The sequence below is a fragment of the Vulcaniibacterium gelatinicum genome, assembly GCF_008033445.1.
In the GTDB taxonomy this organism is placed as follows: domain Bacteria; phylum Pseudomonadota; class Gammaproteobacteria; order Xanthomonadales; family Xanthomonadaceae; genus Vulcaniibacterium_B; species Vulcaniibacterium_B gelatinicum.
Genome location: NZ_VNKO01000001.1, coordinates 154,500 through 167,290, shown reverse-complemented (window position 1 = coordinate 167,290; position 12,791 = coordinate 154,500). Strand labels below are relative to the sequence as shown.

Genomic DNA, 12,791 nt, shown 5'->3' with positions numbered 1-12,791 from the left:
CCCACCGCGGGCCGGCGATTAGCGCGCGTCACCTCCGCTCATCGTCCATCGGGGCCCGCACTGCGAAGTGCGGGCCCTTTCGTTTTCGCCCCGTCAAAACCCACAGGAGTCCGGCCATGTGTTCCATCCTTGGTGTCTTCGACCTCCGCCCCGGCGCGGACCTGCGTGCGCTGCGGCCGTTCGCGCTCTCGCTCTCGGCGCGCCAGCGCCATCGCGGCCCGGACTGGTCCGGCGTGCATGCCGAGCCGCGCGCGCTGCTGGTGCACGAGCGGCTGGCGATCGTGGATCCGGCCGGCGGCGCGCAGCCGCTGCGCTCGGCCGACGGTGCGCTGGCGCTGGCGGTCAACGGCGAGATCTACAACCACCGCGCGCTGGAAGCGGGCTTGCGCACGCCCTATGCGTTCGGCAGCGGCTCGGACTGCGAGGTGGTCAACGCGCTGTACCGCGACGGCGAGGAGCCGGGCGCATGGCTGGCGCGGCTCAACGGCATCTTCGCCTTCGCGCTGTGGGACGCCGCGCGCGGGCGGGCGTTGATCGCGCGCGATCCGATCGGGGTCTGCCCGCTGTACTGGGGACGCGACGGCGACGGGCGGCTGTGGGTGGCCTCGGAGATGAAGGCGCTGGTGCGGGTGTGCGCGGACGTGGCGCCGTTCCCGCCGGGGCACTGGTGCGAGCTCACGGCCGGCGCGGACGGGGCGATGCCGCAACCGCGGCGCTATTACGCGCCGGCCTGGCGCGACTACGCGCGCACGCGCGGGGTGGCGGTGCCGCCGCAGGCGCTGCGCGCGGCGCTGGAGCGTGCGGTGCACCGGCAGCTCATGAGCGATGTGCCCTACGGCGTGCTGCTGTCGGGCGGGCTCGACTCGTCGCTGGTGGCGGCCTGCGCGGCGCGGTTCGCGCGTCATCGGGTCGAGGACGACGACCGTTCCGAGGCGTGGTGGCCGCGCCTGCATTCGTTCGCGATCGGGCTGGAGGGCTCGCCGGACCTGGCCGCCGCGCGCGTGGCGGCGGAGGCCATCGGCACCGTGCACCACGGCTTCACCTACACCTTCGAGGAAGGGCTGGACGCGCTGCCGGAGGTGATCCGCCACATCGAGAGCTACGACGTCACCACGGTGCGCGCCTCGACGCCGATGTTCCTGCTCGCGCGGCGGATCAGGGCGATGGGGGTGAAGATGGTGCTCTCGGGCGAGGGGGCGGACGAGGTGTTCGGCGGCTATCTGTACTTCCACAAGGCGCCCAATGCCGAGGAGTTCCATGCCGAGACGGTGCGCAAGCTCGATGCGCTGCACCTGTACGACTGCCTGCGGGCGAACAAGGCGATGATGGCCTGGGGGGTGGAGGCGCGGGTGCCGTTCCTGGACCTGGAGTTCCTGGAGGTGGCGATGGGGATGGATGCGGCGCACAAGCTGGTGCGGCCGGGGCCGGACGGGGAGCGGGCGGTGGAGAAGGCGGTGCTGCGGGAGGCGTTCGAGGGGGTGTTGCCGCGGGAGATCCTGTGGCGGCAGAAGGAGCAGTTCAGCGACGGAGTGGGCTACGGGTGGATCGACGGGTTGAAGGCGCATGCGGAGGCGCAGGTGAGCGACGCGGATTTCGCGGCGGCGGCCGAGCGTTTTCCGGTGAATCCGCCGGCGACGAAGGAGGCGTACTGGTACCGCGTGTTGTTCGAGCGCCACTTTCCGGGCGAGGCGTGTGCGCGCACGGTGCCGGGCGGGAAGTCCATCGCGTGTTCGTCGCCGGCGGCGCTGGCGTGGGATGCGTCGTTCGCGCGCATGGCCGATCCGTCGGGGCGCGCGGTGGTGGGGGTGCATCGGGCGGCGGTGTGACCGGGTGGTAGCGGTGCATCGTTGCGGAGCGCCCACGGAGGGCAGGCAGGCCTTTGCGCGACACGCCGTGAACACATCCACGTAGCGGTGGCCCGGCAATGGCCGACAGGCCTTTGCGCGACACGCCGTGAACACGTCCCTGTGGGCTTGTCGGCGGCATCCCTGCCGCCGACAGTCGCGCAAAGGCCTGCCGGCCATTGCCGGGCCTGCGGGCGATCGGCGCCGCTGATTACTGCGGCGTCAGGCGCAAGGTGTGCTGCGTTTCGCCGGGCAGGAACGGGGTCGGGCGGCCGTGGACCCAGTCGTCGTGGCCGGCGCCCCAGAAGGGGGAGAGGGGGTGGCCGCTCTGGCCGCCGGGCATGTGCGCGATGCCGTCGGCCTCGCGGCCGGGGGCGACGACCATGCGTTCGGAGGCGCCATCGCGCGGGGACTGGGCGCGCGGGTTGAGGGTGTCGCCGCGCAGGGGTTCGTGCGGCATGCACAGCAGGTGGCGGCCGAAGGGCACGGCGCCGGCGAGGGGATGGCAGATCTCGGCGGTGTTGCGTTCGCCCCAGGTGCGTTGGCGCAGCGGGCCGAGCGGGGCGAGTTCGTCGCGCACTTCGCGCGCGGCGTCCTCGAACAGCGCGTCCCAGCTCGGCCAGCGCGCGGGCAGCAGGTGCGGGGGGCGTTGCGTGACCAGCGGCCAGGCCACGCTTTCGAGTTGCGGGAGGGCGGGCATCTCGGCATCGGGGCCGAGCGCGGCGCGGGCGGGAGCGAGCAGGCCGTCGGCGATGCGTGCGTTCACCGCGGTGCGCCAGGCGCGGACCAGGCGGTAGCCGACCGCGTCGGCGTCGGCGTGCGGCTCCAGCACGGGCGCGGCTTCGGCCAGTGCGCGCAGGGCCGAGCCGGGAGCGGAGGCCTGCGCCGACTGCTGCAGCAGTTGCCACCAGCGCTGCAGGAACACGCTGCGGTCGTCGAGCTGGATCGCGAGCAGCGCGCGTTCGTCGAAGCGGTCGCGGGCGAACAGCGCGTCGCGGATCATGCGCGCGCGCACCGCGAGGGCGTAACCGCCGTCGCCGATGGTGCGCAGGGCTTCGCCGTCCACCACCCGCGCGTTCGCGGTCCACAGCCGGCCCGAGGGCGGATCCACGATCGCCGGGGCGCCGGCCGTGGTCACGCGCCAGGGCGGGCAGGCGGCGGGATCGGAGATGGCGGCAGGCGCGCAGCCGGGGGCGCGTTGCGGGATCGGGCCGAGCAGGCGCCAGGCGATGCGGCCGCGTGCGTCGCCCACGACCAGGTTCTGGGCCGGGATCGCGGTGCGTTCGGCCACGGCCAGGGCGGCATCGAGATCGTGCGCGCGGGCCATCTCCATCAGCCCGAGGTTGAACGCGCCGGGCAGGTGCGCCACCCAGCGCAGGGCCAGCGGCTCGCCCTGCGGACCGTCGGCGACGATCGGGCCCCACGCGGTTTCCTCCACTTCCAGCGTCACCGGTTCGCCACCGGCGACGAGGATGCGTTCGCGGTGCACGCGGGTGCCGGGGCAGGGACGCGCGCGGCAGCCGGGCACGCGCGCCCAGTCCAGCCAGTCGCCGTAGCTGTTGGTGAAGCCCCAGGCCACGTGTCCGTTGCTGCCCACGATCACGCCCGGCACGCCGGGCAGGGTGAAGCCGGTGACGTCCACTCGTCCGCCGGGCGCGCGCGGATCGGCGTAGCGCAGGCGCGCGCGGAACCAGATGTTGGGCGCGCGCAGGGCCAGGTGCATGTCGTTGGCGACCAGCGCGCGTCCGTCCGCGGTCAGGGCGCCGGCGACGGCGAAGTTGTTGCTGCCGCGCGCGGGGGGCGGCTCGGCGGCGTGGGCGGCCTCGGCCGGGGACGGCAGCCGGCGCAGTGCGAGCTGCTCCGCGCCGGGCAGCGGGGCGTCGCCGCGCGGGCCGCCGGCCAGCGGCGCGTCCCAGTCCGAGCCGTCGTGGGTGATCAGCGCGTACAGCGGCGCGGGCAGGTGCGGGCGCACCCGCGCCAGTGCCAGTTCGCGCGCGTTGCGCGCGTCCTGCAGGTCGAAATACATCGCGTGCGCGACGAGCGCGGTGTCCTCCGGCCGCCACGGCACCGGCTGGGTGCGCAGCAGCAGGTACGGCCAGGGGCGCACGCGCAGCGCGGCCAGGCCGGCGTTCACGCCCTCGGTGTAGGCCGCGAGCAGGGCGCGCTGGCCGCGGTCGAGCACGGCGAGCTGGGCCTGCGCCCGGGCGCGCATGCGGTGCACGCGGCGCACGCGGTCGGCCTCGAGCGCGCGTTCACCGAACAGTTCCGCCAGCTCGCCGGCGGCGCTGCGGCGCAGCAGGTCCATCTCGAACCAGCGTTCCTGGGCATGCACGTAGCCCAGCGTGCGCATCGCGTCGGCTGCGTTCCGCGCCTGCACCGTGACCACGCCGAGCCGGTCGCGTTCGACCGTCACCGGCGCGCCCAGCCCGGGCAGGGCCTGGGTGCCCTCCAGCGGCGGCAGGCTGCCGCGCAGCAGCCACCAGGCGGCGAGCGCGGCGAGCAGGAGCAGGGCGAGCAGCGCCAGCAGCAGGCGCCTGGACCAGGTGAGCAGCATGGGTACCCCCGCGGGCATTCACCGCGAGGATAGCGGAAGCAGGCGGGGCGCCGCGCGCGCGGCGCCGGCGCTCATTCCACCGCCAGCCCGTCCACCTTCTGCCACCCGCGCGGCAGCAGGCCGCCGCGCGTCGCGCGCGCGCCGAGGTAGCCATCGAGATCCTTGAACGAGAGCGTCATCGTGCGCGCGCCCGACTTCACCGCCAGCGTGCCGCCCGGCGGCACCACCGCCACCGCGACCACGCGCTCGGTGCCGAGCTTGGCCTTCGGGATGTCGATCAGCTTGTTGCCCTTGCCCTTGTCGAGCTCGGGCAACTCGCCCACCGGGAACGCGAGCAGGTGGCCGGCGCTGGTCGCCACCACCAGGCGGTCGGTGTCGGGGTTGGCGACGAAAGCCGGCTGCAGCACCTTCGCGTTCGGGGTGAGCGAGAGCATCGCCTTGCCGGCCTTGTTGCGGCCGGTGAGGTTCTCGAAGCGGGTGACGAAGCCGTAGCCGTGGCTGCTGGCGAGCACGAAGCGGGTGTCGTTCTCGCCCGTGGCCAGGGCCTGGAACGCGGCCCCGGGCGGCGGCGAGAAGCGGCCGGTGAGCGGCTCGCCGTTGCCGCGCGCCGAGGGCAGGGTGTGCGCGGCGGTGGAATAGCTGCGCCCGGTGGAGTCCAGGAACGCCACCTGCCAGGTGCTGCGCCCCCTCACCGCCGCGAGCAGGCCGTCGCCCTCGCGGTAGCCGAGTGCGGCGGCGTCCACGTCGTGACCCTTGGCCGCGCGCACCCAGCCCTTCTGGCTGAGCACCACGGTGAGCGGCTCGCTCGCCACCAGCTCGGTCTCGTCGAGCGCCTGCGCCGCCTCGCGCACCACCAGCGGCGAGATGCGCGCATCGCCGAACCTCGAAGCGTCGGCGAGCAGCTCGTCCTTGACCAGCTTCTTCAGCTTCGCCTTGCTGGCCAGGGTCGCCTGGATGGATTCGCGTTCCTGGGCGAGGGCGTCCTGCTCGCCGCGGATCTTCATCTCCTCCAGCCGCGCCAGCTGCTTCAGTTTGGTCTCGAGGATGTAGTCGGCCTGTTCCCCGCTGAGGCCGAAGCGCGCCATCAGCACCGGCCTGGGCTCGTCCTCGGTGCGGATGATGCGGATCACCTCGTCCAGGTTCAGGAACGCGACCAGCAGGCCCTCGAGCAGGTGCAGGCGCCGCTCGACCTTGTCCAGCCGGTGCCGGAGCCGGCGCGTCACCGTGTCGGTGCGGAAGGTGAGCCACTCCGACAGCAGCGCCTTGAGGTGCTTGACCTGCGGCTTGCCGTCCAGGCCGATCACGTTGAGGTTGACCCGGTAGCTCTTCTCCAGGTCGGTGGTGGCGAACAGGTGGCCCATCAGCTGCTCGGCGTCCACCCGGCTGCTGCGCGGCACCAGCACCACCCGCACCGGGTTGGCGTGGTCGGACTCGTCGCGGATGTCCTCCAGCCACGGCAGCTTCTTGGCCCGCATCTGCTGCGCGATCTGCTCGATCACCTTCGACGGCGAGACCTGGTAGGGCAGGGCGGTGACGACGATGTTGGCGCCCTCCTTCACCCAGGTGGCGCGCGCGCGCACGCTGCCGCTGCCGGTTTCGTACATCGCCACCAGGTCGGCCGGCGGCGTGATGATCTCGGCCGCGGTCGGATAGTCCGGGCCGCGGATGTGCTCGCACAGCTCGCGCACGCTGGCGTCGGGATCGTCGAGCAGGCGCACGCAGGCGCTGACCACTTCGTTGAGGTTGTGCGGCGGGACGTCGGTGGCCATGCCCACGGCGATGCCGGTGGTGCCGTTGAGCAGCAGGTGCGGCAGGCGCGCCGGCAGCCAGCTCGGCTCCTCCAGGGTGCCGTCGAAGTTGGGCGTCCAGTCCACCGTGCCCTGTTCCAGCTCGCCCAGCAGCACCTCGGCGATGGGCGTGAGCTTGGCCTCGGTGTAGCGCATCGCCGCGAACGACTTGGGATCGTCCGGCGAGCCGAAGTTGCCCTGGCCCTCGATCAGCGGATAGCGGTACGAGAACGGCTGCGCCATCAGCACCAGCGCCTCGTAGCAGGCCGAATCGCCGTGCGGGTGGTACTTGCCGATCACGTCGCCCACGGTGCGCGCCGACTTCTTCGGCTTGGCGCCCGCGTTCAGCCCCAGCTCGCTCATCGCGTACACGATCCGGCGCTGCACCGGCTTCAGGCCGTCGCCCAGGAACGGCAGCGCGCGGTCGAGCACCACGTACATCGAGTAGTCGAGATAGGCGCGCTCGGCATACTCGCGCAGCGGGATCTGCTCGAAGCCGTGGAAGGCGGGGCGGACGGTGTCGTTCATCGTGCGGCGGGCAACCGGAATGCGAAACCGCGATTCTACCGGCGGGGTCGGCGCGTTCCGGGCGCGGAAACGAAAAACCCCCGCGCTGGCGGGGGTCGTTCGGATCGGATCATGGTGCCCAGGAGAGGACTCGAACCTCCACGGTTTTACCCGCTAGTACCTGAAACTAGTGCGTCTACCAATTCCGCCACCTGGGCAGGTGGGGCGCGTATGGTGCAGTGCGGCGGGCGCGATGTCAACGCATCTGCGCAGTCGTGACGGCGTTCGCGGGCGGCGGGGTACCATCGCCGGGATGAGCAGAACTCCTGGCAAGCGCGGCAAGGGCCGCGGCACCGCGTCCGGCAAGGGCAAGGGCGGCGCCGCGCATGGTGGCAGGGCGGCGAAGACGTCGCGGGCGGGCGGGAAGCCGCGGCCGGGCTGGCTGCCGGAACCGCCGCCGGCTCCGCCGCGGCGCAAGGCCGCGCCGGCGCCGCATCCGCGGCCGCCGCTGCGCGACCCCTACGCCGCGCGCGAGGCCGAGCGTTACGCCGAGCCGATCGCCAGCCGGGAGATGATCCTGCGCGTGCTCGAGGCCGCGCCGGGGCCGATGGACGCGCAGGCGCTGGCCGAGGCCCTGGGCCTGACCGCGCCGGACCGCTTCGAGGCCCTGAGCCGGCGGCTCGGGGCGATGGTGCGCGACGGCCAGTTGCTGCAGAACCGGCGCGGCGGCTTCGTCCCCGCCGAGCGCGTGGACCTGATCCCGGGCACGGTGATCGCCAATCCGGACGGGTTCGGCTTCCTGCGCCCCGACGCCGGGCACGGCGACGACCTGTTCCTGCCGCCGCTGGAGATGCGCAAGGTGCTGCACGGCGACCGCGTGCTCGCCAGCGTCACCGGCCTGGACCGGCGCGGGCGGCGCGAGGGCGTGATCGCGGAGGTGCTCGAGCGCGGCCTGACCCGGGTGATCGGCCGCTACACGCGCGAGGCCGGGATCGGCTACGTGGTGCCCGACGACCGCCGCATCCAGCGCAACATCCTGATCCCCCCGGACGCCGCGGGCGAGGCGCGCGAGGGGCAGCTGGTGGTGGCCGAGCTGACCAAGGCCCCCGACCCGCAGCGCCCCCCGATCGGCCGCGTGCTGACCGTGCTCGGCGAGCGCCTGACCGCCTCGCTCGCGGTGCAGGCGGCGATCCACGGCCACGACCTGCCGCACGAGTTCCCGCAGCCGGTGCTGGAGGAGGCCGCGGCGATCCCGCTGGCGGTGGGGCCGGCCGAGATCGCCGGCCGCACCGACCTGCGCCGGCTGCCGCTGGTCACCATCGACGGCGAGGACGCCAAGGACTTCGACGACGCGGTGTACTGCGAGCCCGTCCGCGACGGCTTCCGCCTGGTGGTCGCCATCGCCGACGTCTCCCACTACGTGCGCCCCGGCACCGCGCTGGACGAGGAGGCGAAGCTGCGCGCGACCTCGGTGTATTTCCCGGGGTACGTGGTGCCGATGCTGCCGGAGACGCTGTCCAACGGCATCTGCTCGCTGAACCCGCGCGTGGACCGGCTGTGCTTCGTCTGCGACATGCACGTGGACCGCGAGGGCGAGGTCACCCGCTCGCGGTTCTACGAGGCGGTGATGCATTCGCACGCGCGTCTGACCTACACCCAGGTCTGGAACGCGATCGGCGACGAGGCCACCGAGGAGGCGCGGGCCGAGGCCCGGGCCCGGATCGGCGGCCTGCTGCCGCACATCGAGCACCTGCACCAGCTCTACCAGGTGCTGGCCAGGGCGCGCGCGCGGCGCGGGGCGATCGAGTTCGAGTCCGGCGAGGTGCGGTTCGTGCTCGGCCCGCAGGGCGAGGTCACCCAGGCCGGCATGCTCCAGCGCAACGACGCGCACCGGCTGATCGAGGAATGCATGATCGCGGCCAACGTCGAGGCCGCGAAGTACATCCTGAAGAAGCACATCCCGGCGCCGTTCCGCGTCCACGACAAGCCGCCGGAGCAGAAGTACGCCGACCTGCTCGAGTTCCTGAAGGAGTTCAAGCTCAGCCTGCCGCCCTGGAACCGGGTCCAGCCGCGCGACTTCACCCGGCTGCTGAAGAAGATCCGCGACCGGCCCGACGCCGCGCTGCTCGAATCGGTGCTGCTGCGCAGCCAGGCGCTGGCGGTGTACGCGCACGAGAACCTGGGCCACTTCGGCCTGGCGCTGGAGGCCTACGGCCACTTCACCTCGCCGATCCGGCGCTACCCCGACCTGCTCCTGCACCGTGCGATCAAGCACGCGCTGGCCGGCGGCCGGGCCAGCACCTTCCTGTACTCGGCGCACGAGATGGCGGCGCTGACCCTGCAGTGCTCCGAGCGCGAGCGCCGCGCCGACGAGGCCGAGCGCGAGGTGGACGAGCGCTACCGCGCGGCGTGGATGGAGCAGCACGTGGGCGGGCGCTTCGCCGGCACGATCAGCGGCGTGACGAGCTTCGGCCTGTTCGTGGAGCTGGACGAGTCCAAGGTCAGCGGCCTGATCCACGTCACCCAGCTGCCGTACGACTTCTACCACTTCGACCCGATCCGCAAGACCCTGACCGGCGAGCGCACCGGCCGCACGTTCCGGCTCGGCGACCGGGTGGAGATCGTCGTGCTCAAGGCCAGCGTCGAGGACCGCCGCATAGACTTCCGCCTCGCCGAAGACCGCGACACGCGCGGCAAGCCGGCGCGGCGGACCAAGCAGAAGTACTGATTGGCCACGGATCTGCACGGATGGACACGGATCAAGCTTCTCCTCGGGAAGTCCTATCCGTGCCCATCCGTGTGAATCCGCGGCTGGAACGCTGTCCAGGAGAAACCGAAGCATGAGCGCGAGCCAGTGGATCGCGGGGATCAACGCCGTGGCCGCCGCGGTCGAGCACGACGCGGCGCACGTGCGCGAGGTGTTGCTGGAGGCGGGGGCGAAGAATCCGCGCCTGGCCGAGATCGAGTCGCGCGCGCGCCGCGCCGGGATCGAGGTGCGGCGGGTGGCGCAGCAGGCGCTGGACGGCGTCGCCGGCGGGCTGCGCCACCAGGGCGCGGTGGCGCGCTACGCGGCGGCCAGGACCTGGGACGAACACGAGCTGCCGGCGCTGATCGAGGCCGCGGCGGGCCGGGCGCTGCTGCTGGTGCTCGACGGCGTGCAGGACCCGCACAACCTCGGCGCCTGCCTGCGCAGCGCGGCGGCGGCGGGCGTGACCGCGGTGGTGATCCCGAAGGACAAGGCGGTGCAGGTCAACGCCACGGTACGCAAGACCTCGGCCGGCGCCGCCGACAGCATCCCGGTGATCCGCGTCACCAACCTGGCGCGCTGCCTGCGCGAGCTGCAGAAGCTCGGGGTGTGGATCTACGGCCTGGCCGGCGAGGCGCAGGACACGCTGTACGCGCTGGACCTGACCGGCAACGTCGCGCTGGTGCTCGGCGGCGAGGCCGAGGGCCTGCGCCGGCTCACCCGCGAGCATTGCGACCGGCTGGCGCGGATCCCGATGCCGGGCGGCTTCGAGAGCCTCAACGTCTCGGTGGCCACCGGCGTGGCCCTGTTCGAGGCGGTACGGCAGCGGGGGGCGGCATGAACCTGGCGTGGTACGACTGGGTCGGCCTGGCCGGCACGCTGGCGATCCTGGGCGCGTTCTTCCTGCTCCAGGCCGGGCGCCTGTCCGGCACCGGGCTGCCCTACCAGCTGCTCAACCTGTTCGGCGCCGGCGGCGTGCTGGTCTCGCTGCTGGGCAAGTTCAACGTCTCGGTGTTCCTGCTCGAGTCGGCGTGGATGGCGATCAGCGCCTACGGCATCGTGCGCACGCTCAGGGCGAAGGCGTCGCCGTCGCCCACGCATTAGCGATCCGGCAGAACAGCTGCGCGGTGCGCTCGGCGTCGTACACCGCCGAGTGCGCCTCGTCGCTGTTCCATTCCAGCCCGGCGGCCTGCACCGCGCGCGCGAGCACGGTCTGGCCGTAGGCCACGCCGGCCAGGGTGACCGTGTCGAACACGCTGAAGGGATGGAACGGGTTGCGCTTGTGCTGCACCCGCGCCACCGCGGCGTTGAGGAAGTTGAGGTCGAAGTGGGCGTTGTGGCCGACCAGGATCGCGCGCTGGCAGCCGTGCCTGCGCACCGCGGCGCGCACGCAGGCGAAGACGTGGTCGAGCGCCTCCTTCTCCGGCTTGGCCAGGCGGAAGGGGTGGTCCAGGCGGATGCCGGTGACTTCCAGCGACTTGGGGTCGATCTCGGTGCCGGGCGCGGGGACCAGGTGTGCGCTGGCGCCTTCGCCGGGCACCAGCAGGCCGGCGGCGTCCATGTCGATCGGCACCACCGCGATCTCGAGCAGGGCGTGGCGGTTCCAGTCGAAGCCGCCGGTCTCCACGTCCACCACCACCGGCAGGTAGCCGCGGAAACGTTCGGCCATCTTGCGCGTGCTGGCGGCGGCAGCGGCGGGAGCATCGGCTTGCATCATCGTGCAAGCCTAGCAAACGCGCGGATCAGCCGGGTCGCGTGCCCAGCACCACGCCTTCGGCGCGCAGGCGTTCGAGCATCGCCGCGCCTTCGCGCAGGAACGCGTCCGGATCCGGCGCCTGCGCCTCCGCGGCGAGCGCCAGCAGCGCGGCGCGGCCGCCGGGGCAGGCGTCGTCGGCGAGCAGTTCGAGCAGGCGGTACAGCAGCGGGGAAAGCTCGGAGAAGCGCACCTCGCCCGCGGCGTCGCGCCGCACCAGCAGCAGGGTGGGCGTGTCCGGCGGCGCGGCCGGGATGGCGCCGGGGCCGATGCGGTGCACCGGCCAGCGGTAGGCCAGCGCCCACGCCAGCGGCGAGAGCACCGGCCGGCCGCCGAGCAGGTCGCCGCGCGGGTCGTGCGGCGGCGGCGCGTCCTCGGCGATCTGCAGCGCCAGCTCGACCCACTCGTAGTGCGCCAGCTCGGGCAGCCAGCCGGGCACGTCGTCGAGCGGTTCCAGGAAGCGGATGAACTCGCGCGCGATTTCGGTGAACAGCGGCGTCTGGCAGCGGTATTCGGCGTAGAAGCGGCGCACCAGCGCGTGCCAGGCTGCATCGCCCAGGGTGCGGCGGATCACCGGGAAGTTGCCCGCGAGCAGGTTCTCGAGGCTGTTGTAGAACAGGTCGCGGTACACCGCCAGGCGCCGTTCCTCGATCCCGGGCGGCGGCGGATGGCGGGCCGGGTCGCGCACGTGGCGGGCGAGCGCGAATTCCTGCGCGCGCAGGGTCTCGGGCGCCTCAGCCATGGGCGGCCTGCGGGGCGGCGGCGAGGGCTTCGCGCTGCAGGCGGCGGATCGCGGCGACCTCGTCGAGCAGCACCGGCAGCGGCGGGAAGTTGAAGTCGCGCTCGAGCAGGGTCGGGCGCACGCCGTGCAGGCGGTAGGTCTCGGCCAGCAGCGCCCAGACCTGGTCCTTCACCGGCGCGCCGTGGGTGTCCACCTTGAGGTCCTCGGCCTCGTCGTAGTGGCCGGCGACGTGGTAGCCGACGATGCGCGCGCCCGGCATGCGGGCCAGGAACCCGTGCGCGTCGTAGCCGTGGTTGATCGCGTTGACGAAGACGTTGTTGACGTCGAGCAGCAGGTCGCAGTCGGCCTCGGCCAGCACGGCGTTGACGAATTCGGCCTCCGGCATGGCCTGGTAGGGCGCGGCGTAGTAGCTCACGTTCTCGACCGCGATGCGCCGGCCGAGCAGGTCCTGGACCTGGCGGATGCGCGCGGCGACGTGGCGCACGGCCTCCTCGGTGAACGGGATCGGCAGCAGGTCGTAGAGCTGGCCGTCGTCGGCGCAGTAGCTCAGGTGCTCGCTGTACAGCGGCACCTGGTAGCGCTCCAGGAAGCGGCGCACGCGGGCCAGGAAGGTCTCGTCCAGCGGCGCGGTGCCGCCCAGCGAGAGCGACAGGCCGTGGCAGGCGATGGGGTGGCGGGCGGCGAGCGCGTCGAACGCGGCGCCGAACTTCCCGCCCACGCCGATCCAGTTCTCCGGCGCGCATTCGAGGAAGTCGAACGGGGGCGGCGCCTCGGCCGGCAACGCCTGCAGCGCGTCCAGGAGGACGCGCCGCAGGCCCAGGCCGGCGCTGGCATCGGGCAGGCGGGAGATCATCGTCC

Annotated in this window: 9 protein-coding genes and 1 tRNA gene; 4 read left to right on the top strand and 6 right to left on the bottom strand. The window is 73.0% G+C overall.

From position 1 onward, the window contains the following. The first annotated feature begins 116 nt into the window (after nucleotides 1-116). Nucleotides 117-1,826 carry an asparagine synthase B gene (gene asnB, locus FPV26_RS00800; protein WP_147651518.1) on the top strand — a complete coding sequence of 570 codons (1,710 nt, stop codon included), beginning with the start codon at nucleotides 117-119 and terminating at the stop codon, nucleotides 1,824-1,826. Between the two features lie 229 nt (nucleotides 1,827-2,055). On the opposite strand, the gene FPV26_RS00795 is transcribed toward asnB, so the two are convergent. The 3 genes from FPV26_RS00795 to FPV26_RS00785 all read right to left on the bottom strand — a co-directional run bounded on the left by FPV26_RS00795 (nucleotide 2,056) and on the right by FPV26_RS00785 (nucleotide 6,910). Continuing rightward, the gene (locus FPV26_RS00795; protein ID WP_147651516.1) at nucleotides 2,056-4,398 is read right to left on the bottom strand and encodes a penicillin acylase family protein; all 2,343 of its coding nucleotides are present in this window, start codon (nucleotides 4,396-4,398) and stop codon (nucleotides 2,056-2,058) included. 71 nt (nucleotides 4,399-4,469) lie between these two features. After that, nucleotides 4,470-6,713, bottom strand: a complete 2,244-nt coding sequence (gene parC / locus FPV26_RS00790) for a DNA topoisomerase IV subunit A (protein ID WP_147651514.1) — start codon at nucleotides 6,711-6,713, stop codon at nucleotides 4,470-4,472. A gap of 112 nt (nucleotides 6,714-6,825) precedes the next feature. Further along, nucleotides 6,826-6,910, bottom strand: a tRNA-Leu gene (locus FPV26_RS00785). Between the two features lie 95 nt (nucleotides 6,911-7,005). Between FPV26_RS00785 and rnr the strand changes: the two genes are divergently transcribed. The 3 genes from rnr to FPV26_RS00770 all read left to right on the top strand — a co-directional run bounded on the left by rnr (nucleotide 7,006) and on the right by FPV26_RS00770 (nucleotide 10,542). After that, nucleotides 7,006-9,420, top strand: a complete 2,415-nt coding sequence (gene rnr, locus FPV26_RS00780) for a ribonuclease R (RefSeq protein ID WP_147651512.1) — start codon at nucleotides 7,006-7,008, stop codon at nucleotides 9,418-9,420. Nucleotides 9,421-9,532: 112 nt separating this feature from the next. Beyond that, nucleotides 9,533-10,279: a 23S rRNA (guanosine(2251)-2'-O)-methyltransferase RlmB gene (gene rlmB / locus FPV26_RS00775; RefSeq protein ID WP_147651510.1), complete on the top strand. Its 747-nt coding sequence runs from the start codon at nucleotides 9,533-9,535 to the stop codon at nucleotides 10,277-10,279. Further along, the gene (locus tag FPV26_RS00770; RefSeq protein ID WP_147651508.1) at nucleotides 10,276-10,542 is read left to right on the top strand and encodes a CBU_0592 family membrane protein; all 267 of its coding nucleotides are present in this window, start codon (nucleotides 10,276-10,278) and stop codon (nucleotides 10,540-10,542) included. The genes rlmB and FPV26_RS00770 overlap by 4 nt, the downstream gene beginning before the upstream one ends. Here the strand turns inward: FPV26_RS00770 and rnt are convergent. Genes rnt through FPV26_RS00755 form a run of 3 tightly spaced genes read right to left on the bottom strand, consistent with a single transcriptional unit; the run spans nucleotide 10,508 to nucleotide 12,786 of the window. Then, entirely contained in the window at nucleotides 10,508-11,155 is a 648-nt protein-coding gene (gene rnt / locus FPV26_RS00765; protein ID WP_147651506.1) for a ribonuclease T, read from the bottom strand. The two genes, FPV26_RS00770 and rnt, sit on opposite strands and share 35 nt — an antisense overlap. Nucleotides 11,156-11,180: 25 nt before the next feature. Beyond that, nucleotides 11,181-11,933, bottom strand: coding sequence for an HvfC family RiPP maturation protein (locus FPV26_RS00760; protein WP_147651504.1), 753 nt, complete (start codon nucleotides 11,931-11,933; stop codon nucleotides 11,181-11,183). Further along, nucleotides 11,926-12,786: an HvfB family MNIO-type RiPP peptide maturase gene (locus FPV26_RS00755; protein ID WP_147651502.1), complete on the bottom strand. Its 861-nt coding sequence runs from the start codon at nucleotides 12,784-12,786 to the stop codon at nucleotides 11,926-11,928. The genes FPV26_RS00760 and FPV26_RS00755 overlap by 8 nt, the downstream gene beginning before the upstream one ends. Between the last annotated feature and the right edge of the window lie 5 nt (nucleotides 12,787-12,791).